This window comes from Micromonospora sp. SYSU B005 (assembly GCF_055362685.1).
Genome location: NZ_JAXCFU010000006.1, coordinates 196,822 through 219,012, shown reverse-complemented (window position 1 = coordinate 219,012; position 22,191 = coordinate 196,822). Strand labels below are relative to the sequence as shown.

Sequence of the window (22,191 nt, the reverse complement as noted above, 5' to 3'; positions counted from 1 at the left end):
TGCTCGATCCGTGACTGTGGGAGATGGCCATGGCTACTCGATGGGACGCGGACCCGACTGCGGCGTTCGCGCGGCGGCTCGGCCGCTCGGCTGCCGAGCTGGGGGAGAGCGGCGGCACCACCACCTGTCCTGACATCTGGGAGCTGTCGAACGGCGACGTCGCGGTCATCGGTCGGGATCTGACGGACGCCTATGCCGGGCAACTGCCGGAAGGCGTCAGCGTCGGCGATGGCGAGCGGTTGGTCGTCATCCCCCGCAGCATGATTCTCGCGGCGAAGCCGGACATCCCGGATGCGTGACCTGCTTCGATCCGCGTCCGGGCAGCGGCTGAGCCTGCCGGAGTACGAGGCGGACTTCTACGCGACGGTGGAGTCCGTGGATGGGCCGATCCTCAAGACGGAGCGGATCCAGACGTTCCGCGAGCCGGGCAGCCCGAGCTGGGAGGCGTTCGCGGCCGGCAGGTGGGACGAGGCGTTGAGGATCGCCGCCCGACCCAACCCCGAGCTGGCGCAGTTCTTCACCGACCTCCACGGGCGGGGTTCCGGGCTGCACCGCCTGCGGATCGTGGAGTTGCCGCTCACGCCGTACCTGATCTGGGAGCTGAACTTCCTCCGCTTTCGGGCCGAGGTGGGTGAGCGCATCCGTGTGCTGAAGGCCGACGGAGTGTCGGAGTTGGAGCGGGAGCACGGCATCGTGCCGGAGCTGATGGTGGCCGGCGGCAAGGCCGTCTACGACGTCCGCTACGACGAGTCCGGCGCTCCTGTCGGCGCCGACAAGTTCGTTCAGCCGGAGATCGTCGAGGGCTGCCGGTCCCAGGTGCGGACGCTGCTCGCCAGGGCCGAGCCGTTCGAGTCCTTCTTCGATCGCGAGGTCGACGGGCGGCGGCCACCCGTCGCCCCCCTGTAGTAGCCTGCCTCCACCAGCGAGCGTGGAGGCGGCGTGCCCCGAGAGCGTTCGGTCGCCGGGCTGGCCCGCCGGTCGGCGATGCCGACTGCACTACTGCTCGCCGTGCTGGCCATGCTCGCCGCCGTGCTTCTCTCTCCGGTCGGCCTGTACTGGATCGGTGAGCGACCCGGCTATGACTGGCCGTTGCTCGGCAACGTCGGTCAGGCCTACGGGGCCGCCTCCGCCATCCTCGCCGGTCTCGCGCTCATCGGAGTGGCCGCCTCCCTGGTCGTGCAAACGAGGGAGGCCAAGGCGGCACGCGAGCAGGCGCTACGGGGTCTGCATACCGACCTGCTCAAGATGGCCATCGACGACCCGGGGCTGCTGGAGTGCTGGGGCCCGATCGAGGAGTCGACGGACCTGGCCTGGTTCCGCAAGCACGTCTACACCAACCTGATCGTGTCCCACTGGCAGCTCATGTGGGAGGTGGACGCCCTCAGCGAGCCCCACCTGGAAGTGCTCGCCGATCAGTTCTTCAAGGGCGCGGCCGGGCGGCGCTTCTGGGCGGAGGCGAGAGGCCCGCGGATGAAAGCGGAGACGTCTCGGCGGGCCCGTCGCTTCACCGCCGTCATGGAGCGGAGTTACCAGGCAGCCATCGCTGCTGGTCCGGCGATCGACGCGGTGAGCAGTCCCGCCAGGCCGAGTCACCGCCAGGCCGACTCCGGTCCTGCGGGCGGGCAGCATGCCCCTGCCCGACGCCGCCCGGCCCACTTCGCGATAGGTGTCATCATCGGCGGCGGCGTAGCCCTCGCAGGCCACTATCTCGCACGGCGCCGCGCGAACGGCAGGCGTGGATAGCGGAACCCCCGCCCGAGCACGGCTTATCGGCGTCGCCTGGTCTCCAGTGGCCATTCCAGGCTGACCTTCTCGTCGCGGCCCTGCCGGTCGAAGTATGCCTGAAGTTCCCGCTTCTGCTCGGCATACCAGGTGACCTGCGCCTGATGGAGGGCGTCGGGGCGCATCCGGGCGATCCGCTCGTGACGGGCCGCGATCGACAGGGCCAGGTCGAGAGCGGCGCGGGCATCGCTCGCGGCGTCATGAGCCGAGGTGAGGTCGACTCCGTAGTACCTGCACAGGTCGCCGAGCTGCCGGCCGTCGTACCAGCGGGGCTCGACCTCCTTGTGCAGGATCGAAGGATCGATGATGACGGCGCGGTCCCAGTCCAGCGGCGGAAGCGCGTGGCGAGCCAGCTCGGTGTGCAACGCGGTGACGTCGTAATGGGCGCAGAACGCGACGAGCGGCGTGCCGTCGGCGATCACCTTCGCGATCGCCGTGCCCAACTCGGCCAGCGCCTCCCGTGGCGGCCTTCCGGCGCTACGCACCATCTCGTCGGTGATCCCGTGAATGCGGGTCGCATCAGGCGGGATCGGCACACCTGGGTTGATGAGCCACTGCGACGTGGTGCCATCGGCGAACGCCAGCGCGGCGGAGAGGATGCGGGTGGTTGTCGGCTCGTCCACCGTGCCCTCGATGTCGAAACCCACCACCGGCATCTCGTGCCAGCCGTGGTGAGTACCCGCCGACGGTGCGGTTCTGACCGGTGCGCACTCGTGGTGGTAAGCCGTCCAGCTGCCACCGACATTGACCGCCTGGCCAGCTCCTGCCTCCACCCGCTTCCAGCAACTACCGCAGCTACCCGAGTACCTGTTGATCATTGTAAAGATCTTGGCTTATCGGTCCCACAGGCGAAACCACCGGCCGGAGTCAGCTCGGACCAATGTGGACGGTCAGGGGTAACCCTTCGTTGGCGGGGCGCGCCGGGTTGTCTGGCGTCAACGGCGACACGGGCGATCTCTGGTGACGCCGAGCCGGCATCGCGGCACCCACTGGTGGTAGTCGCTTGCGACGGCAATACGACAGCGGGTCGCCGACCTCGGGCTTGTAGGTATGGAGGGAGATCTATAGTCTCGGTCCAACACCAAAAGCGATCAATGCTTCACCCGGTGTCAGCTCTGGGTTCTGCCGACCTGGGGAGGGCGGACGTGGCGCTGTCGTATCCAGCCGTGCAGGTGGTCGGGGCTCTGCTGCCCGGTGGCGTGGTGCAGCGGATCGGCGAGGGCGATCCCGACGTTCCCGGCATCGACCCCGTCTCCTACGACCTCGCCGCCGGCGAATCCGTGCGGCGCCTGGCCAACGCCAAGTACCTCTACCTGCGCGACACCTACGCCGACTTCACGAAGCGGCGGGCGCGCGGCTCGGCGTCCCTTGCGCGACTGACCCGGGACGAGTGGCTCCGCCCGCTGCTGCGCGAGCTGCACTACGGCGACTATGAGCCGCTGGCCGGCGGCATCCCCGTCGACGAACGATCCTTTCCCGTCAGCCACTGGTGGCGACGCACGGTGCCGATGCACCTGCTGCCGTGGCACGCCGACCTCGATCGGAGGGTGGGCCGGGCCGGTGGATCCGCGGGCGCGGCGCCGCACGCCATGGTCCAGCAGTTGCTGAACCGGAGCGACCAGCACCTGTGGGCCGTGCTGTCGAACGGCCAACGGATGCGGCTACTGCGCGACTCGACCAGCCTCGTCGGCTCGTCGTACATCGAGTTCGACCTTCAGTCGATCTTCGAGGGGGAGCTGTTCGCGGACTTCGTGCTGCTCTTCCGGATGGCGCACGCCAGTCGTCTCAAGGTCCGCGACGAGCAGATCGGGCCGCCCTCCTGCCTGCTGGAGCAGTGGCGGGCGTACGGCGCAAAGCAGGGCGAGCGAGCACTCACCCGACTGCGCGGCGGTGTCGAGATCGCGCTGGAGATCCTCGGCACGGGCTTCCTCGACCACCCGGCCAACCAGCACCTCCGGGACGTCATCGGCACGGAACTGTCGCTGGCCGACTTCAAGCGCTCGCTGCTGAGGCTGGTCTACAAACTGCTCTTCTGGATGGTCGTGGAGGATCGCGACCTGCTGCTCGACCCGGCCGCCGACCAGGCCGCACGCCGGCGATACGAGGGGTACCTGTCGTCGCAGCGACTGCGCAAGCTGGCCGTGGTGCGGCGCCATTCGCGCCACGGCGACCTCTGGCAGAGCGTCAAGCTCGTGTTTCGCATCCTCGGGTCGGAGGCCGGCTCCCGAACGGTCGGCCTGCCTGGCATCGGCGGCATCTTCGAGCACAGCGTTCTTGACCAGCCGCTCTGCGGCGCGGAACTGACCAACGCTGCCCTGCTTCAGGCAGTCGAGGCGTTGAGCGTCCTTGCCAAGCGCCACGGCGGGCGGCAATTGGTCGACTTCCGGCATCTCGGCGCCGAAGAGTTGGGCAGCGTCTACGAGGCCCTCCTCGAGTTGCACCCTCACTGGGATGCGTCCCGCAGGCGGTTCCACTTCTCGAGGCTCAACGGCAATGACCGCAAGAAGAGCGGTAGCTACTACACCCCGGCCGCGCTGGTCGACAGCCTCCTCGACTCCACGCTCGAACCGCTGCTCGACGAGGCCTGCGACAAGCCCACCCGTGTTGAGCGGGAGGCCGCGTTGCTCGACATCACCGTCTGCGATCCGGCGGTCGGGTCCGGGCACTTCCTCATCGCCGCCGCCCGGCGTATCGCCAAGCGGCTGGCGGCCGAGCAGACCGACGAGCCGGAGCCCAGCGTCGACGCCGTCCGGATCGCGCTGCGTACCGTCGTGAGCCGGTGCTGCTACGGAGTTGAGCTGAACGAGATGGCAGCGGAGTTGGCGAAGGTGTCGCTCTGGCTGGAGGCGTTCGAACCCGGCAAGCCGCTGGGCTATCTCGACGCCAACATCCGGGTCGGCAACTCTCTCCTCGGAGCAACACCGGCGCTGCTGCGCGGCGGCGTTCCCGACACAGCCTTCGTCGCCCTCGACGGCGACGACCGCGCAGTGGTGAACGCGCTGCGCAAGCAGAACGCCGCTGAGCGGCGCGGCCAGCGACCGCTCGGGGACGCCGGGGGTGTCAACCTCGACCTCGCCGAGGAAGCGCGTGCGATCGCCCACCTCGCGCCCTGCGAGTCACTGGCCGACGTGCACGTCCAAGCCAAACGGGCCGAGTCGCTGGACGAGGACCGCAAGCGTAAGCGACTGATCGCGGACGCGTGGTGTGCCGCGTTCGTCGGGCCGAAGACCGAGCGCACCCGCCCGTACGCGATCACCGAGGGGATGCTGGAACGGCTGGCCAGGGGCGAGCGCGGCAGCGCGGTCGAGGCGGCCCGTCAGGTCGTCCGGACGATGAGCCGGCAGTACCGCTTCTTCCACTGGCACATCGAGTTCCCGCACATCTTCCCGGTCCCACCGGACGGCGCCGGCGCCGACCCGGCGACCGGCTGGACGGGCGGCTTCTCCTGCCTCCTCACCAATCCACCGTGGGAAAAGATCGAACTCAAGCAGGAGGAGTTCTTCGCCGGCCGTGACCAGGAGATCGCCGGGGCGCAGCACGCCGGCGCCCGCCGGGAGCTCATCCGAGCCCTGCGGACGGGTGGACAGATGCACGGGCAGGACCTCTACGGCGAGCTGCTCACCGCCCAACGTGAGGTGAGCGGGGTGAGCCATCTGGTCCGTTCCTCGGGGCGGTACCCGCTCACGGGCGCGGGGCGGCTCAACACCTACGCGGTGTTCGCGGAAGCCACGCGCGTCATCGCCGCGCCGACGAGCCTGCTCGGGATGATCCTGCCCACCGGTATCGCGACCGACGCGACCACCCAAGCCTTCTTCAAGGACGTGGTGACGAGAGAGAGCCTGGTTTCTCTCCACGACTTCGAGAACGAGGAGAAGCTCTTCGAGGGGGTCGATCACCGTGTTCGCTTCGCGCTGCTGACGCTGGGTGGCACCAAGCGGCGGACTCCCGAGATTTCCCTCGCCTTCCGGGCCCGGCAGGTCTCGGACATCGCGTCTCGGGCCTACCGGTTGACGCCGGCCGAGATCGGCCTGCTCAATCCCAACACCGGAACGTGCCCGGTCTTTCCGTCCCGCCGGGACGCCGAGATCACCCTGGGCATCTACCGTCGCCTGCCGGTGCTCTGGCGGGAGGACGATCCGAACGGCAACCCCTGGCGGCTCCGATTGCGTCAGGGCCTGTTCAACATGGCCACCGACTCGGGCCTGTTCCACACCTTCGATCGGCTTTTCCAAGCGGGCTGGCAGCTCGATCGCAACATCTTCGTCCAAGGAGGGGAGCGAATGCTCCCCCTCTACGAGGCGAAGATGGTGCACCACTTCGACCACCGGCTCGGCACGTACGAGGGAGCCACCGAAGCGCAGCTCAACGTCGGCACGTTGCCCAGGCTCGACAACGACGCCCACCGTGATCCGGCTGCAACCGCACTGCCTCGTTACTGGGTGGCCGAGCAGGAAGTAGCGGACCGGCTCGGACAGCGGTGGCCGCGCGGCTGGCTGCTCGGTTGGCGAGACATTTGTCGAAGCACCGACGAGCGCTCGCTGATCCCGGCGGTGGTTCCGCGGTCAGGTATCGGCCACAAGTTCCCGGTGATGTTTCCCGTTGCGCCTGCCGCCTGCTTGCACGCGAATCTCAGCGCGATGATCGCCGACTACGTGACGCGGCAGAAGCTTTCCGGTACCTCACTGGCGTACTTCGTACTCAAGCAGTTGCCGGTGTTGCCGCCGGAGAGCTACGAGCGGCCGGTGCCGTGGGATCCGGAAGCGCCGGATCTGGCAGCCTGGATCACCGCTCGGGTGCTGGAGCTGACCTACACCGCCGACGACCTCACGCCGTACGCCCGCGACCTGGGTGACGACGGACCGCCGTTCGTCTGGGACCCCCGGCGTCGGGAGCTGATCCGGGCGGAGCTGGACGCCGCCTACTTCCAGCTCTACGGCCTCACCCGTGACGAGGTCGACTATGTGCTCGACACCTTCACGGTCCTACGCCAGCGAGAGGAGCGGACCCACGGCGAGTACCGCGTGAAGCGTCTGATCCTTGAGCGCTACGACGCGATGACCCGCGCTACCGAGGCAAGGCAACCCCTCGCCCCCACTCTCAACCCAATGCCGGGTCAGGGGCGACGTCACCCGGGGTGAGCCCTTCCGGTGCGGAGGGCTGGCGTGGGGGCACCACCTTCAGCAGGCCATGGCGGCGGGCGAACGCGGGAAACTCCGCCCCGGTGCAGGGCAGTCGATGGCCGGTCTGTCGCAGTGCGTCGATGATCGCGCCGGCCCCGATCTCCGTCAACTTGCCCGTGGTGCACCCGCCGGCCAGGAGCCAGATCGTCCCGTGGACGATCAGGCCGTGGGCCCGGCCCACTCTGGTGGCGTCGCGGTCGTCGGTGATGGCGATCCCGTTGTGAATGTCCGCGGCGGCGAAGACGCTGACCTCGCCCATGTCGCGGGCGCCGGCACCTATCCGACGGACCCAGTCCGCGAAACACCGGATCTCGGCGGGCTGATCAAGGGCGATGACCTGCATCCAGTCGAGCTCCAGGGCGGAGTGGAGCGTAGGGTGCCGCTCCGTGCCGGACCGGAGCTCGTCCAAGACCACGGGCGTGGTGGCGCAAGGGCGGCCGATGACCATGTTCGCCAGGACGTCGAGTCGATCGGCAAGCGCGAAGTGGTTCAGCACGGTGGTGTCGAATACCAACATTGGCCCGCTGGCCGCTCCCTGGCTGCTCACAGCGTCAAATCTGCCTCGTCGCGCGGCGGCAGGTCTTCGCGGGTGATCTGCCCATGCAGGAGCTCGACGGCACGGGAACTAGTCACCAGGTCACGCCGCCATGCCTCCATGACCGCATGCGAGTAGCCGGGCGGAACGCGAACGGCATTGAGATCGGGCTGCGGTGACCATCCGACGGCGTCCATGAATTCCGCCTGGGTGGGAGTGGCCTGGCTCAAACTCCGTCGCGTCGTGGCATCAAGCCAACCTGCCTGCTCGGCTTGTCGGAGCGCGAGTGACCATGAGGTGCGGTACCGGGCGGCCAATCGGATGATCTCCTCGCGGAGATTGCCCTCGGGAGTGCGGCCGGTGAAGGCCGCAAGCGGCAGCAACAGTTCCGCCGCAAAGGCGTTGATCATGGCCTCGCGATCCGCCCGCGACAAGTGCACTGCCAGGTCGCTGGAGTATTCATCTCCGAGCACCAGGTGACCGAGTTCGTGGGCTGCCGTGGCCCGGCGCCTTCCGGGGTCACCATTGGCACTCACCACGGCCACCGCAATATCGCCGTCGATCAGCGAGGCGCCGTCTCCCGGCAGATCGCCGACCAGGACGTACTGTCCGCTGCGTTCGCTGAATTCCATCAGCGTGGCGATCGGCTCCTCGCCCGCGCCGTGCGCTTCGCGCAGCCATCGTGCGGCCGCCCGGGCGTCGGCCTCAGATCCCGCCCGCCCTGTGTAGCGCATCGGGGCATTGGGGCGCAGCGTCCCTGCGTCGATCATTTGACGTATGTCGCCGAGCCACGCGGACAGCGTGATGTCAAGGCGTTGGGATCTGCGCGCAGCCTCGGTGTCATTGTCCTCGGCAAGCAGCTCCGCGCGATGAGATATGACCGCCGGCCGTCGATGCAGAAGGTAATCGATCGGTACGTCGAGCGCGGCGGCCAAGCGGATGAGTTCCAACGCGTCCACCCGGCGGCCACCAGCCTCGACCTTCGCGATCATCGTCCGGTCAAGCCCGATGTGGCTAGCCAGCTCGGCCTGCGACATGCCGGCGCCGAGGCGTGCCTGACGGATCTGCTCGCCAACGGTCGTCCAGTCGCTGTCTTCGACCATGGTGCGATAATCGCACACTTCCGGTGAACGTAGTGCTCCACCGGTCAAGGTTCCGTCAATTCCGGGTGCAAGCCGCTGCCGGCGCTGCCTTCTTGGCTGCTCGCCGTGCCGGCACCCGCACCCCACTCGGGCCGGATCCGAGCACTGACCTGGCCAGGTCGGTCCACGCCGGTACATCGACCCCATCTCGATCCTCGGTCCAGATGAGCGTGCCCTTCGGGCCGCCGCCCTCCTCCTGCGGCAGCACACCCTGCTCGCGATACCAGGCCCGCTTGCCCTCCCAGGCATTTTCGTAGTGCGGGTTGTCCAACATGCCGAGGTGCTCCCAGTAGACCGGCCGACCATCGGAGCCCGTGATGGTGAAGTCGGGGAAGCGGGTGACTTCGCCAGCGACAAGGGGCTTTTCGTACTCCCATGCACCGGGCGCCAGGTCCTCCAGAATGCCGGCGATAATCACCTCATTCTTGCTGCGCACCAGGATGCCGTTCGATGTCACATGGATGAGGTTGGTGTCGAGTACACCGGCCGCGGTGCCGTCCGGCAGCAGCACCTTGCGGGGCGCGGGAGCCGCGAACAGGTCCGTCAGTCGGCGGGCCGTCTCGGATCCAGTTGACCGCGTCAGCTCGAACAGTTCGTCGATCGGCCGTTCATGCAGCAGAACGACCTTGTCTTTCTGCCTGGTGAGCGCGGTGTAGAGCAACTCCCGGGACAGGCGTCGCGAAGACCCGGGCAGCAGCACGAAGACCTTGCCAAACTCCGAACCCTGGGCCTTGTGCACGGTGATCGCCCACGCGAGCTCAAGCGCCGGATCGTCCTCGTTACTCGATCGGTAGCTGTAGCGGGACCCGACCTGAGACGAGAATTCGATGTGGGTGTACTTGGGCGGCGACCCCTTCTTGCTGATCTGCCCGACGACCACGCCGATCTCGCCGTTCGCCACGTAGTTCAGCGCATCGGGGACGGCGGGCCAGGCATCCTTGTTTTGGTTCTGATTGTTGAGAACCTTGTCGCCGAGGACGATCTGCTCTGCCCCGATCGGCGACGGCACCGTGCGTTCGTACGGTGGGCGCAGTGCGTCCTTCAACGCCTTGCCGCGATACTTGCGCTTCAGGCGTCGATTCACCTCGATGGTGCCCCACGGGTTGGTACGGGTGGGGGACAGGATCTGCCACGCCTCGGACCGCGCGCCGGCACCGTCCTCGCCCGTGGGGAAGTTCACCCACGGTCCGTTCTCCCGTCCCCCGTAGGACACCTCGAACCTCGCGGCGGCCTTCGGCCCGGAAATGTCCAACTCCTCGGCAAGGGTCGCGTCAATGGCCTGCTCCGGGCGCGCCGCCTGCCACGGGCGGGCCGCAAGTGTCTTCATCTCGGCCCCCTTGCGGAGCCGATGCCACACCTCGTCGAATCCCTCCGGGATTTCGTCACCGGCGAACCAGCTGGCCAGCATCAGGTCGTCGCGCACCTGGCCGGACTGCCGCCGCAGCACCGTCAGCTCCGCGTATCCACGAACTACCCGGGGGAACGAGGGCACGTCCCCTTCACTGGCGAGCCGTGCGATGAGGTCGACGAACGGGCGGCCGGCGCCGATCGGTGGTAGCTGGCGCGGGTCGCCCACCAGGATGAGGCGGTCCGGGGGCCGCAGCGCGTCGAGAAGAGCGGCGAGCTGCTCCTCCGTCAGCATCGACGACTCATCCACGATCACCGTCCCGAACCGCGGTGCCTTCGGCCGGCTGCTGTCGATCAGGTAGACGCCCGTGTCCCGGTCGTACCGGCCGTACTTGCCGAGGAACTGGGCAAGGGTCTGGGCCGGCAACTTGACCTTTTTGGTGAGCTGCACCCGTGCCTTGCCGGTCGGGGCAAGCAGGAGCACGCCGGCGCCATGGACATCCGGGTGGTTGGCGAGGGCGTGAATCAGAGTGGTCTTGCCAGTGCCGGCGCGTCCGTTGAGCACGCTCAACGGAGCGGCGAACAGTTCGGCTAGCGCGGCGGTCTTCTCCAGACGTGCTCGCTCCTCGGCCGCGATGTCGTCCGCGTCCTTCGAGTTGTAGTCGGGCAGCGCCCTGTCGAGGACCGCGTGTACGTCGCCCGGCACTTGGTGACGTATTTTGGCCAGTTGCTCGCCGACGGTGATTCGGATCAGCCGGCTTGTCGTCTCCAGCCGGGTCAGCTTGAACGCCGGCGACCCGTCGGCCAGTTCCGTCCCGGACACCGGCGGCCAGTACGGCGACTCCTCGTCGTAGCTGAGATCCGAGGGGTGGAGTTCGTGGGCCTCCAGCACCTCCTCGGTCAGCGGACAGGGCTCGACCAGCGGTCGTTCCTTGATGGCGTCGAGCATGCGGCCCAGCGGCACCACGGTGTCACCCGTCGCTGCGGCTTCTTCCGCGACGGCTGTCAGCAGCGCCTGGACCCTGCGTTCGTCCGCCGCGTCGACCATCGCCGACGGTGCTGCCATCGGGAAGGCCGCCCGGATCGAGGCTTCAGGGAAGCAGCCTCGGTCGATGACGTCGAAGGCGACCTCGGCCGGGCCGCCCAACAGACAGGTGTACGCGTGGTAGGGGTCTTCCAGCAACTCCCCGTGGCTCAGGTCGATCTCGGTGTCACCGGTCAACAGCGCCTGGGCCTGTGTGACCGTGAGGTTGAAGCGGGTCAGCAGCTTCAGGAACCGCAGCTTCTCGTCCGGCAGTTTGCGCCACACCTTGCGCGGGGTGCCGGTTAGCTTCCGGGCCAGTTCGGGGCCCAGCGTCGTCGGCTCCTCCATCGCCTGGCTGAGGAATTCCCAGGGGTCGACGCCTTCGGGGGCCTGGCGGGCGATCGCCCGGGCGACCACCGGACCATGCGGTACGGACAGGGCCTCGAGGACGGCGCCGAGACCGGGAGCCGGGCCGCGCATCGTCCAGAGCTCGGCGATACGGTCCGACAGCCAATCCAGCGATACCGGGGGCACGTCCAGGCCAAGGTCGAGGCAGCGCTCCGCCGCCCGGTAGAGCCGCTCAAGCGCAGCGATGGCAGTGTCGTCCGAGACGTGCTCGGTGACGTACATAAACTCCCGGCTGCCGTACTCCGGGGCCCAGGCCAGCGCGTCGCCGAGCTCGTCCGGATCCAGGCCGAGGGCCGCCAGCTCCGCCATCGGCAGCAGCACCCCGTCCTTGCCGTCAGGACGAAGGGAGTGCCGGACGTTGGTCTCCCACATGTGGTTGGGGAACGGCGTCGACCCGGTGGTCTGCCAGGCGGCGGGCAGGTCGATGTCGGTGATCCGGGCGGCGCCGACCAGGAGGCTGCGTCCGGCGCTCGTGCCGGCGGCGGTGAAGGGTGAATGCTTCAGATAGAAGAAGACGAGGCCGTTGCCCGGCTCGACGTCGGCGAAGAAACGGGTCATCAGGGCGCGCTGGTTGTCGCCGTGGATGACCCACTGTGGCTTGAACTTCAGAGTGTCGTTGACGAGATCTTCGAGCTCTTCACGGTATTCGGCGTCAGTGGTACGGAGCACTTCCCCGACGTTGTCCCGGTGCAGCCAGAAGTAGGGGGTGGCATGCACGCCGTAGGCCGGCACGGTCACCGGCGTGGGTTGGAGCTTTCCCTTCAACGCGGGACTACGGCGATACGGGTGCTCCTTCATGAGCTGATAGTTGTGCGGGCTCATGAAGGAGCCGCGCTCACCGACACACGGGACCCGGTTCGGATTGACGAGATCGAGCGGCTTCTCGGCGTGGGTCGCTTCGTACTCGTCTTCGCGGTGCTCGCCGATATTTTTGAGCAGCACGCACGATGCGTTGTCCAGAGGCCGCTTGCAGACCGTCCCTGCCCAACCGCCGTCGTGCCACGGCACCCGTACCGAAAGGTGCAGTCCACCGCTCATCCCGATCAAGCCCTTCGCCAGGAGACCCGACCACAATGCGTCGAGCCTTGGATGAGCACCCTGTATATCGCACGGTGATGGTGGGCGATGTCCCAAATGACTGGGCAACGCGCCCGTCGATACTTTTGGCCGGCGGACGCTGACCAGCCGCCAGAATCCTCAGCACCAGATGGCGATGGTGCCTCCGGCTGCATGCTCCTCGGGCGGGTCGGGGTAGCGGATGGCATGACCTGTGGCGATGCGGTGAGCGCTCCAGGCTGCGGCAGCGGCGTCCAACACGTCATCCGGTGCCGCTCGCCCCGCTGCTCCGAGGTCTGCCGGAATGGCGATACCGACCCCCAGGAGCAGGTCGCGTCGCTGCATCTGGCCCTGCCATGTCTTCTTCGGCGCCAGGGGCAGGCCTTGGGTGATGCCGCGGAACGACACCTCGGGATGCACCTCGTAGACCCGGTCCCGGTCCTGGTCCCGGTAGGCGTTGGCCTCCAGCAACTTGGTGCGCAGTGCCCATGTCTGCTTGCTGAAGCCCTGTCCCGTGATTTCGCGGTAGCGCTTTACCGCCGACTCGTACTCCTCCTCGAGCCAAACCGGTCGTGGAGGCACTCGGAACACGGTGCTTCGTGCCGCACCGAGAGCGGCAGCCGCGGCGATGTCGGCTTGGCGCCACCCGGACTCCGCCAGTCCCAGCGGCATGTCGAGACCCACCACCTCCACGTTCTCACGCTCGGCAAGCAGCGCCGTCAGGTTGGAGGCGATGTGTGCTTCCGCGAAAAGCTCGTCATGCAGCTCGACGGCCACCCAGCCGTCTTTGCAGGCGTCCACGCCGAGCACCCGTAGCTCCGTCATGTCCACCGACCGTAGGCTGTCCTGATCGCCGGTCGCTACGTCCGAAAGGTCAGGCTGATGTCCGAGGGTGTCCGGTACGGGTTGTTGGTGCGCACCGCGCTGGAGGTGCTACGCGACAGCGGCAGGCGGATGCACGGCAAGGAAGTGCTTGATGAGGTCGCGAAACGCATCGACCTGAGTGAGGCGGAGATGCGGCCACACAAGAGTGGCGTGCCGGCCTGGGTGGTCGGCATTCGGTTCAAGACCGGCGACGCCGCGACCGCTGGTTTGATGGTGAAGCGCGACAACTACTGGTGGATCACGCCCCCGGGCCGTACCGCCCTTGAAGTCTTTGGTGACCAGACCGAAAAGCTGTACACCTACATCGGTACGCATTGCCGCGATATTTACCGCCGCCGGAAGGAGGCCCGCAGGAAGTACGAGAACAGGCTGAACACGATCGCAAGTGTCCTGGAACTCGTACCCGGCGGGTCGTGGACTTCGTATGAAGACATTGCCGATTTGCTCGAGGGCACAGCTGATGAGATCGCTTACCTGCTCGCAGAGACCTTTGTAGAGAACTCGCACCGAGTGCTTCAAGCCGACGGCCAGGTTCCCCCGGCGATGCACCAGCACTTCAAGTACCGGGGCGGCGACGTCCGCGGGCAGTTGATCGAGGAGGGCATCGAATTCGAGGGCCGGCACGCCAACCCAGAGCAGCAGATCACCGTGGACTTCCTTCGAGAGCGGCTGGCTGAGGCTGAGGCGGTCCCGCCGGAGGTTGCGGCTCGGCGGGCCTGGCTGGTGCGCGGGTCGAACGTCGACGGCGTCGACCTCGTGCCGGAGTGGCTGGCGCATGGATGGGTGTCGCTCGCGGCGTCGCAGCTGCCGGAGCTGGACGAGGAGATCGAGCCACAACGTCTCCAGCAGATCGTCGAGGAGGAATACCGGCACAAGAGCTACTCGGTGCGGGAGAAGTTGCTCGGCTACTTCAACGCGTTCCTGCGCAAGATGCGCCCGGGTGACTACCTGATGACCATGCATCGGGGCGCGGTGTATCTGGGCCAGATCGACGGACCGGCCTACTTTGTGGAGTCACCGGACCGGCGATCCAACCTGCGCCGGCCAGCGCGGTGGCTCAACGTCGGATCGCCCCGTGATCTGACCGACCTGACCGGTCCACTGCCTACCCTGACCCAGAGCCAGGACGACCTGATCGACCTCACCGACGCGCTCGACGCTCTCGAGCGGCTCTACGCCGAACTGATGCCCGAGCAACCCGTGGTCGAGCCGGTCCCCGAGGCGCGCCTTGCCGAGGTGACCGCGCGGGCGGCCGTCGATCTGCTTACCGATCTTGACTGGCTGACCGACCTGCGCGACCTGCTCGCCGAGCGGCGGCAGGTGATCCTGTACGGCCCGCCGGGCACCGGCAAGACATACCTGGCCCAGAAGTTGGCAACCCGGCTGACCGAGCCGCACGCGGTGAAGCTGATCCAGTTTCACCCCTCCTACACCTACGAGGACTTCTTCGAAGGCTTCCGGCCGGAGAGCGGCGACGAGGGGACGCTGCGCTTCAAGCTCACCTCCGGCCCGCTGCGCCAGCTCGCCGACGATGCCCGGGAGCACCCCTCCACCGCGTACATCCTGATCATCGACGAGATCAACCGGGGTAATCTGGCGAAGATCTTCGGTGAGCTGTACTTCCTGCTCGAGTATCGCGACCAGCGCATCCGACTGCAGTACTCGGCCGAGGACTTCACCCTGCCGACGAACCTTTACGTCATCGGCACCATGAACACCGCCGACCGGTCCATCGCCCTGGTCGACGCGGCGATGCGTCGGCGATTCGCGTTCGTCGAGCTGCACCCGGCGAAACCGCCGGTCTCCGGGCTGCTGCGCCGTTGGCTGGACCGAGAGGGCTTCACGTCGGACGCGCCCGAACTGCTCGACGCGCTCAACGGCCGGCTTGCCGACGCCGACTACGCGATCGGACCGTCGTATTTCATGCGGGAGTCGGTCCACGCCAAGGCGCACGGGCTTGACCGGGTATGGCGGCACGACATCTTGCCGCTGCTCGTCGAGCACCACTACGCCGACGACATCGATGTCGAGCAGCAGTATGGCCTCGGCGCGCTGCGCCAGTCGCTGCCGCACCAGCCATGACCGCGATCCGGGTACGCGAGGCCGGACCTCCGGTGCAGGTGCACCTCGGCGCCGACGACGCGCGTCGACTCGCCGTGTCCGAGATCGTCGACGTGCGCCCCGGTCCGGCCGCCGGAGTGTGGAGCGTGCGCGCCGGCAGGAAGGTCGGCGCGGCCCGTATCGGCGGCGTGGAACTACACATCGAGCCGAAGGTGCCGATTGCGCGACTGCTCTTCCTCGTCGGCTATGCCCGCAATCCGAAGGGTTGGCTTGAGGAGAGCGTGCCGCTCACCGAACATGCTGGCCTGGTGCCGGCGCTTGCCGCCGCGTTGTGGCGGCAAACCAACCGCGGTCTCCGCCAAGGGCTGCTGCAGGGCTACCGGTCGGTCGACGAAACCTCGCCGGTACTTCGCGGCCGGCTCCGCGAGACCGCGCAACTGAGCCGACGAGCGGGTCTGGCACTGCCTCTGGAAATCCGCCACGACGATTACACGGTCGACATCCCGGAGAATCGCATCCTCGCCACCGCCCTTGACCGGATGTTGCGCGTACCCGGAATCGATGCCGGATCCCGGCGGATGCTTCGCCATCTGGCCGCGCGGTTCGCCGAGGTCGCCCGGCTGCAGCCGGGGGAGCCCGCGCCGACCTGGCATCCGAGCCGGCTCAACGAGCGGCTGCGTATTGCGCTTCGGCTCGCCGAGCTGGTGCTCGCCGGCGCCTCCATCGAGGCGGGCCGGGGTGGCGTCCTCGCCAATGCCTTCCTGCTCGACATGTGGCGCGTGTATGAGGACTTCCTCTCCATCGCGCTCCGCGCGGCCATCGAGTCGGCGCATGGTGGCAAGGTTGTGCTTCAAGCCCGCCACCACCTCGACGGTCGGCGCCGCTTGGAGCTGAGACCGGACATCCTGTGGCGAGACAGTACGGGCGATGTCGGCGCGGTGGTGGACGCGAAGTACAAGGCCGACGCGGCCCGCGAGGATGCTTACCAGATGCTCGCCTACTGCGTCGCCTATCGACAGCCGCGTGGACACCTGGTTTATCCGTCGGGCGAGCATCCGCCAGTCCGGCATGTCGTCAGCAACGCTGGTATAGACATCGTCTGCCACGCGCTGGACCTCGGCGTCGAACCGGTGGAGCTTCTCGCGCGGATCCGCGTGCTGGCACACGAGATCGCCCATTCGGGTCCTGCATAGAGCGTTGCTCTTCGCTAGGGTGACTTCGCAGTCGGTTACCGAGGTGTCGGGAGGTTCTGTGGACATCATCCTCGAGGGATGGACCAAGAAGTTCCAGGAGGACCAGGAGCTGACTGCGCTCAACGATGCCGAGGCGTTCGAAGCGTTCGCCGGCTATTGCGTGTTGAGCAGCTATCACGAGGACAACTTCAACCCTGACCAGTTCCGCATGGGCGGTGGCGACGACCTCGGCATCGACGTTGCCGCAGTGGTCGTCAACGGCGACCTCTTCGGTGATGCTGACGAGCTCCGCGAAGCGGTACGGAAGGCCAAGCAACTGGACGTCCACTTCGTCATTATTCAGGCCAAGCGCAGCGAGAAGTTCGAGACGAAGGTCTTCACCGACCTCGCCGACAACCTTGTCCAGATCTTCCGACGCGAGCCGATGACCTACAAGCGGTCGGAGGACGTTGCCAATCTGCGGGCCTGCCGTGACGCGGTGTACGAGGACGTGAGTAAGTTCAGGAAGAATCTGCCGAAGCTTTCCGTTCACTATGTCACCACCGGCCGTCCCGGCGACAACCTGCTCGACGAGAAGCGGCTCGCCGCGGCGAAGCGGCTACGCGAGCTCAACATATTTGAGGACGTAGATTTCCGTGCGGTCGGTGCCGACCAACTGCGAGACCTCTACCGAAAGGCGTCGGAGGCGGTCGGCGCGAGCTTCAACATGTCGAGGCGAATCCCGCTACCGAAGATCCCCGGCGTCGACCAGGCATTTCTTGGCTTGCTCGACGCTCGGAAGTTGGTCGAGAAGGTCCTGACCGACCCTCACGGCGGGATTCGTAAGATTCTGTTCTACGAGAACGTTCGCGACTTCCAAGGTTACAACTCGGTCAACTCCGAGATTCGTCGAACTCTTCAAGACGCAGATCGTCGTGGTCGCTTCGCGGTACTGAACAACGGGATCACGATCGTCGCGAGAGAGATGACGACGGCAGGCGAAGAGGTCCACATCCGCGACTTTCAGATTGTCAACGGGTGCCAAACCTGCCACGTTTTGTTCGACCAGCGGGAGAGCCTGTCAGAGGGGGTGTACGTCAACGTCCGGTTGATTCAATCCAACGATGAGGACGTGATCGGCGGAATCATCGCAGCCACCAACCGACAAACCGCAGTCAGCGAGGACGATCTCGCGGCCCGCGAGTCGTTCCACAAGAAGCTCGAGGACTTCTTCGCCGCCCAATCCGAGCCACGCCGGCTGTACTACGAACGACGTTCCCGTCAGTTCAGCGGCGAGGCCAGCGTCGAGCGGACCCGGATCATCACACGCCCCCAGTTGACGAAGGCGTACGCGGCGATGGTTCTTGACGAGCCTGCGGGCACAGGTCGATACGCACGACTGAAGAGCAAGCACGAGAAAATGCTCTTCCAGCCCAACCAAGACCCCCGCATGTACTACACGACCGCCGCCGCCTTCTATCGACTTGAGTGGCTGTTCCGGAACAAGCGGGCATTCTGGGGCTACCGCGCAGCACGCCATCATCTGCTCGCCGCGTTGAAAGCTCGACTGGTCGGCACCGGGCCCTGGCCTCACGGGTCTGCGGGGAAAGACGCGTGCGACAAGATCCTCGACGTGGTCTGGAACCCCCTGGACTCTGAGCATCACTTCCGCGAGTTGCTTTCCGTGGTGATCGCGGCGCAGAAGGAGGCGGAAGCGGAGCGGGCGGGTGCGCTGCTGAGCGATCTGGTGCGTACCGAACGCTTCGCCGAGCGGGTGCGTCGTGGAGCTCTCGCGCTTCCGTCGTAGGCCGTTGCGGGGTCCCGCTTGAGCCTGCTGATCCTCGGCGATCGTGATGCCATCGCGAGCAGGCGCTGCCTACCTGCCCGTCAAGGACGGTGGTAGCAACGAGCTAGGTGCTCCGACCCAGCCGAGCCAGAGTCCGTCGCGGGCCCGGGTCATCGCCACGAACAGTTGGCGCCGCATCAGGTCAATCCTTCCCGCGTGTGTGTCGGAGTCTTCGCCACGGGACAGGCGCTCCGAAAGCCCGTCAGCGTCGAGCCGAGGGAGGAAGACCTGCTTGAATTCGAGTCCCTTTGCCCGTTGGTAGGTGCCGACCTTGACGAGCGTGGTGGGGTTGCCGTCGTAGTCCTCCAGCCGTTGGGTCGGCAGTCCCATCGAGTCGATCAGATCCGTGTAGTGGCGTGCGAGCGCATGAGTCGGAACGAGGACAGCGAGGTCACCGATTCCGGTGCCATCCGCGATTACGGAATCGATCGCTGCGGCGAGGGCCAGATCGTGGTCCTCCTCGGTCTGGTTGGCTGAGAAGACCGGTGGAGCGCCAGTGCGGGACACTTCGACTGCGCGAAGTCCTGGCTCAGGCCGGTCGCCGCCGTCGTCGAACGGATGGCTGTCCACGATCGCCTGAGCGACCTCGTACACCTGTCGCGTGTTGCGATAATTGTGCGTCAAGACGTGGGAACGCCCACGTACCTGGACGCCAACGGATGCCAGGTTGAAGCCGCCGGGGTAGATCGACTGCTGTCCGTCACCTACTAACAGAAGGCCGTTGGGCCGGTCGCCCACCAGCGCGTAGAGGAGACGCAAGGCGGCATCAGTCAGATCCTGGGCCTCATCGATGATCACCGCGTCATATTCGGGCGGGCTGTTCCTGGCGACCTCATGAGCCCGGAGGAGCACGTCCGTAAAGTCGGCGACCCCACGGTTGCTCAACTCCGTTGCGTACTCCGTAGCCAGCTGCCATACGTCGGCACGGAGCTCGCTGGACAGCCGGGTCCCGCGCCCGGTGCGATCCAAGGCGAGGTACGTGTCCAGGTCGGACAGCGCCCGGCCACGAATGACCCAGTCCACCTCTTCCCGCAGGTACGCGGAGCTGAGCCCCGCCTTCTTGAGCGGACTGGCCGTGGTGACCACACGGCTGAACGCGCCACGCCAGGCCTTGTCAGCTTCGCGCGGGTCGACTCTCATCGACGCGCCATGCCGATGCACATATTGCAGCGCCCAGCGGTGCACATTGGCGAACTCCACCAACTCGCGCTCGGCGGGCGCGAACCGAGCGAAGATCTGCTGGTAGACCTCGGGCAGGTTTCGCACGTACGTGGTCATCAGGACCTTCCTGCCCAGCCGGGCCAGGGCCCGGGCCCGGTGCAGGGCGACGACCGTCTTTCCGGTCCCCGCACCGCCACGGATCCGGGCCGGCCCGCTGTACGTCCGGTGGACCAGATCCTGCTGGGCCGGGTCGAGGTAGACCATCCAGTCTTCGATCGGCTTGGCCAGCCATTCGGCGAGCCGGTCTGCAGGAATCGGGACGAACTCGGGGCTGGTCTGTGGAGTGCTCAGCGCCTCAGAGAGTTGCTCGTCCAGTGGGGCGCTCGGCTCGGTCACGAGAGCCGGCTCGTCCTCGACCATCGGCGTGGTCGGCTCGCCGTCCGGGTCGCCGTACATCGCCAGGTTCATCGCTGTCTGCCATGCGTGCTGTCGCATGTGCGCGTCAAGGGACGTCAGGTCGGAATCGGCGTTGAGCCGGCGAAGCACCTTGATTTCTTGCGGTTGGAAGCCGAAGGCGGCAAGTTCGACGTCGTTCCAGGCCATGAAGAGGCGCCCCTCCTCGGCCCGGCGCTTGGTGTACGGCACGCCGCGCCCAGTCTCCGGGTCCTCGTCGATTACCCGCAGCACGTTCTGCGTGTCGTCGATCTCAAGTCGCAGCCGCTCGGCGCGGCGGTAGACGGCATCATGTTCGCCGAAGAGCAGCAGCACGATCACGTTCCCGACCCGCCGCCAGATCAGCCGGTGCCCCTGATTGGTGACATACGACGTGAACGTCTCCGGCTGTGCTTTGCGTACGGCGTGGGTCTGAAGTCGTGGGTTGCCGAACGGTCTCACCGAGAGCTCAGTCAATGTCTGTGATAGCGCGGCGAGAATCTCCGGCCGCGACATGTAGCGCTGGATGCAGTCGTTGAAGATGGGAGTGAAGCGGTGGTCGTACATCCGGCTCTCCACCTCTCGTGCCTCTGCGATCCTGCGCTGTAGTTCAGGAATTGCGCCGTTCGATCCTAGGCCGGGACGTGCGCCCTCCGCTGCCCTCGCGATCTTGATTTCTCGGGATTCGACCAGCGGGCCATCAAGCCATGCGAGTCGACGACGTCTAGGTAGCGGCGACGCCGGGGTCCGTGCCGGATATTGCCCGGGCGGTGCTCTGGTCTAGCTGGGGGGATACCGACATCACGTGGTGCCACCGGGTCGAATGTGGTTTCGCCGATCGCCGTCTGGTCTGACCCCGCGCTGTGGGTGACGCGCGAGGGGCGCTGCCGTCGGATGTCGACGAACTGGTCCGGTTGCGTGGACTCACGCTGGCCGGTGAGCGGGTCGTTGGCGTCTTCAACGTCAGCACCGACCCGGCGTACCGGCGGCGCGGCCACAGCCGAGCCTGCCTGACCGCGCTGCTGGCCTGGTTCCGGGACCGGGGTGTGCGCCGGGTCGATCTGCGGGCCTCGGCGGCCGGTCGCCCGCTCTACCGTGCCCTGGGCTTCCGGGAGACCGCCGACCCGGCGATGCGCCTGACGTTCCCGGCGGAACAATCCTTCATCCCGGTCCGCGAAACCGGCAACGATTTGTAGGCGTAAGTCGCTATGCGCGCTGAACTGCAAATCGGTGATCTTCCATGCGCTGTGATCTTATTGATATCTATCTCTCACCACCACTTCACGCCCCCAGGAGTGCGACGTGCGGAGATCCCGTCTTGCCACCCTCGCCCTGACCCTGGCCGCCTCGGTCGGGGTCACTCTGTCTCTGGCCGCCCCCGCCCAGGCGGCCCCGTCCGACCGCTACGTCGCGCTCGGCGACTCGTACGCCTCCGGCGTCGGCGCCGACAGCTACACGTCCGAGAGCGGCAACTGTCTACGCAGTACGAACGCCTACCCGGCGCTCTACAACACCAACATCAAGCCGGCGTCGTACCGTTCGGTCGCCTGCTCCGGCGCCACCACGGCGGACGTCATCAACAGCCAGCTCTCCGCGCTCTCCTCCACCACGACGCTGGTCAGCGTCACGGTGGGCGGCAACGACGTCGGCTTCGCCAACATCATGAGCACCTGCGTGCTCCAGGGAGAGACCCAGTGCGTGGCGGCCGTGCAGTCCGCCATGAACGTGGCCCGCACCTCGATGCCGGGCCGCCTCGCCAACGTCTACAACGGCATCAAGAGCCGCTCGCCCTCGGCCCGCGTCGTGGTGGTCGGCTACCCGGTCTTCTACCAGCTCGGTACCACCTGCGTCGGACTCAGCGCGACGTCCCGGGCGAAGATCAACGAAGGCATCAACCTGCTCGACGACATCACCCGTACGGCCGCCGTCTCGGCCGGCTTCAAATTCGCCGACGTCCGCTCCATCTTCGTCGGCCACCAGCTGTGCAGCGGCGGGACCAAGTGGCTGCACGCCCTGAACGTGCTGAGCCTGAGCAAGTCGTACCACCCGACGGCCGCGGGGCAGTCGGGCGGCTACTACCCGGTCTTCCGGTCCGCCGCCGGCTGACCCGGTCCGCGGCAGCGGCACGCCTCCCCGCGGGGGCGTGCCGCTTCGCCGTGC

The 22,191-nt window shown here is 66.9% G+C and carries 15 protein-coding genes; 9 read left to right on the top strand and 6 right to left on the bottom strand.

Annotation, left to right across the window (positions count from 1 at the left end):
- Positions 1-29: 29 nt before the first annotated feature.
- Genes SM452_RS16495 through SM452_RS16485 form a run of 3 tightly spaced genes read left to right on the top strand, consistent with a single transcriptional unit; the run spans position 30 to position 1,743 of the window.
- Positions 30-299 carry a hypothetical protein gene (locus tag SM452_RS16495; RefSeq protein ID WP_030500187.1) on the top strand — a complete coding sequence of 90 codons (270 nt, stop codon included), beginning with the start codon at positions 30-32 and terminating at the stop codon, positions 297-299.
- Complete coding sequence (locus tag SM452_RS16490; protein ID WP_030500188.1) at positions 292-906, top strand: DUF6879 family protein; 615 nt, start codon at positions 292-294, stop codon at positions 904-906. The genes SM452_RS16495 and SM452_RS16490 overlap by 8 nt, the downstream gene beginning before the upstream one ends.
- A gap of 33 nt (positions 907-939) precedes the next feature.
- Entirely contained in the window at positions 940-1,743 is an 804-nt protein-coding gene (locus tag SM452_RS16485) for a DUF6082 family protein (RefSeq protein ID WP_463840217.1), read from the top strand.
- A 23-nt stretch (positions 1,744-1,766) separates the two neighbouring features.
- Here SM452_RS16485 and SM452_RS16480 read toward each other — a convergent pair whose 3' ends face one another.
- On the bottom strand, positions 1,767-2,438 hold the full coding sequence (locus SM452_RS16480) for an exonuclease domain-containing protein (RefSeq protein ID WP_463840270.1): 672 nt from the start codon (positions 2,436-2,438) through the stop codon (positions 1,767-1,769).
- 489 nt (positions 2,439-2,927) lie between these two features.
- On the opposite strand from SM452_RS16480, the gene SM452_RS16475 reads away from it, so the two are divergent.
- Entirely contained in the window at positions 2,928-6,920 is a 3,993-nt protein-coding gene (locus SM452_RS16475) for an Eco57I restriction-modification methylase domain-containing protein (RefSeq protein ID WP_463840216.1), read from the top strand.
- Here the strand turns inward: SM452_RS16475 and SM452_RS16470 are convergent.
- The 4 genes from SM452_RS16470 to SM452_RS16455 form a co-directional block, all read right to left on the bottom strand.
- Positions 6,880-7,479, bottom strand: a complete 600-nt coding sequence (locus tag SM452_RS16470) for a PIN domain-containing protein (RefSeq protein WP_463840215.1) — start codon at positions 7,477-7,479, stop codon at positions 6,880-6,882. The two genes, SM452_RS16475 and SM452_RS16470, sit on opposite strands and share 41 nt — an antisense overlap.
- Positions 7,480-7,505: 26 nt before the next feature.
- A complete protein-coding gene (locus SM452_RS16465; protein ID WP_463840214.1) occupies positions 7,506-8,600 on the bottom strand; it encodes a helix-turn-helix domain-containing protein in 1,095 nt (364 codons plus the stop codon).
- 55 nt (positions 8,601-8,655) lie between these two features.
- Positions 8,656-12,456, bottom strand: coding sequence for an AAA family ATPase (locus tag SM452_RS16460; protein WP_463840213.1), 3,801 nt, complete (start codon positions 12,454-12,456; stop codon positions 8,656-8,658).
- Between the two features lie 159 nt (positions 12,457-12,615).
- Positions 12,616-13,299, bottom strand: a complete 684-nt coding sequence (locus SM452_RS16455; protein WP_463840269.1) for a DUF429 domain-containing protein — start codon at positions 13,297-13,299, stop codon at positions 12,616-12,618.
- Between the two features lie 57 nt (positions 13,300-13,356).
- Here SM452_RS16455 and SM452_RS16450 point away from each other — a divergent pair, with 57 nt between their 5' ends.
- From SM452_RS16450 to SM452_RS16440, 3 genes are read left to right on the top strand one after another with little or no spacing between them, the layout of a single operon-like run.
- Complete coding sequence (locus tag SM452_RS16450; protein ID WP_463840212.1) at positions 13,357-15,441, top strand: AAA family ATPase; 2,085 nt, start codon at positions 13,357-13,359, stop codon at positions 15,439-15,441.
- Entirely contained in the window at positions 15,438-16,613 is a 1,176-nt protein-coding gene (locus SM452_RS16445) for an McrC family protein (RefSeq protein ID WP_463840211.1), read from the top strand. Before SM452_RS16450 ends, SM452_RS16445 begins: the two co-directional genes overlap by 4 nt.
- 58 nt (positions 16,614-16,671) lie before the next feature.
- Complete coding sequence (locus SM452_RS16440) at positions 16,672-18,399, top strand: AIPR family protein (protein WP_463840210.1); 1,728 nt, start codon at positions 16,672-16,674, stop codon at positions 18,397-18,399.
- Positions 18,400-18,468: 69 nt separating this feature from the next.
- Here SM452_RS16440 and SM452_RS16435 read toward each other — a convergent pair whose 3' ends face one another.
- Positions 18,469-20,598, bottom strand: coding sequence for a UvrD-helicase domain-containing protein (locus SM452_RS16435; RefSeq protein WP_463840209.1), 2,130 nt, complete (start codon positions 20,596-20,598; stop codon positions 18,469-18,471).
- A 296-nt stretch (positions 20,599-20,894) separates the two neighbouring features.
- On the opposite strand from SM452_RS16435, the gene SM452_RS16430 reads away from it, so the two are divergent.
- Positions 20,895-21,227, top strand: coding sequence for a GNAT family N-acetyltransferase (locus SM452_RS16430; RefSeq protein WP_463840208.1), 333 nt, complete (start codon positions 20,895-20,897; stop codon positions 21,225-21,227).
- A gap of 106 nt (positions 21,228-21,333) precedes the next feature.
- On the top strand, positions 21,334-22,137 hold the full coding sequence (locus SM452_RS16425) for an SGNH/GDSL hydrolase family protein (RefSeq protein WP_262013278.1): 804 nt from the start codon (positions 21,334-21,336) through the stop codon (positions 22,135-22,137).
- Positions 22,138-22,191: the final 54 nt, after the last annotated feature.

Coding starts and splice junctions, on each gene's coding strand:
- SM452_RS16435 (WP_463840209.1), bottom strand. CDS start 20,598: ATGTACGACCACCGCTTCACTCCCATCTTCAACGACTGCATCCAGCGC.
- SM452_RS16490 (WP_030500188.1), top strand. CDS start 292: ATGCGTGACCTGCTTCGATCCGCGTCCGGGCAGCGGCTGAGCCTGCCG.
- SM452_RS16470 (WP_463840215.1), bottom strand. CDS start 7,479: ATGTTGGTATTCGACACCACCGTGCTGAACCACTTCGCGCTTGCCGAT.
- SM452_RS16495 (WP_030500187.1), top strand. CDS start 30: ATGGCTACTCGATGGGACGCGGACCCGACTGCGGCGTTCGCGCGGCGG.
- SM452_RS16465 (WP_463840214.1), bottom strand. CDS start 8,600: ATGGTCGAAGACAGCGACTGGACGACCGTTGGCGAGCAGATCCGTCAG.
- SM452_RS16455 (WP_463840269.1), bottom strand. CDS start 13,299: ATGACGGAGCTACGGGTGCTCGGCGTGGACGCCTGCAAAGACGGCTGG.
- SM452_RS16450 (WP_463840212.1), top strand. CDS start 13,357: ATGTCCGAGGGTGTCCGGTACGGGTTGTTGGTGCGCACCGCGCTGGAG.
- SM452_RS16460 (WP_463840213.1), bottom strand. CDS start 12,456: ATGAGCGGTGGACTGCACCTTTCGGTACGGGTGCCGTGGCACGACGGC.
- SM452_RS16445 (WP_463840211.1), top strand. CDS start 15,438: ATGACCGCGATCCGGGTACGCGAGGCCGGACCTCCGGTGCAGGTGCAC.
- SM452_RS16480 (WP_463840270.1), bottom strand. CDS start 2,438: ATGCCGGTGGTGGGTTTCGACATCGAGGGCACGGTGGACGAGCCGACA.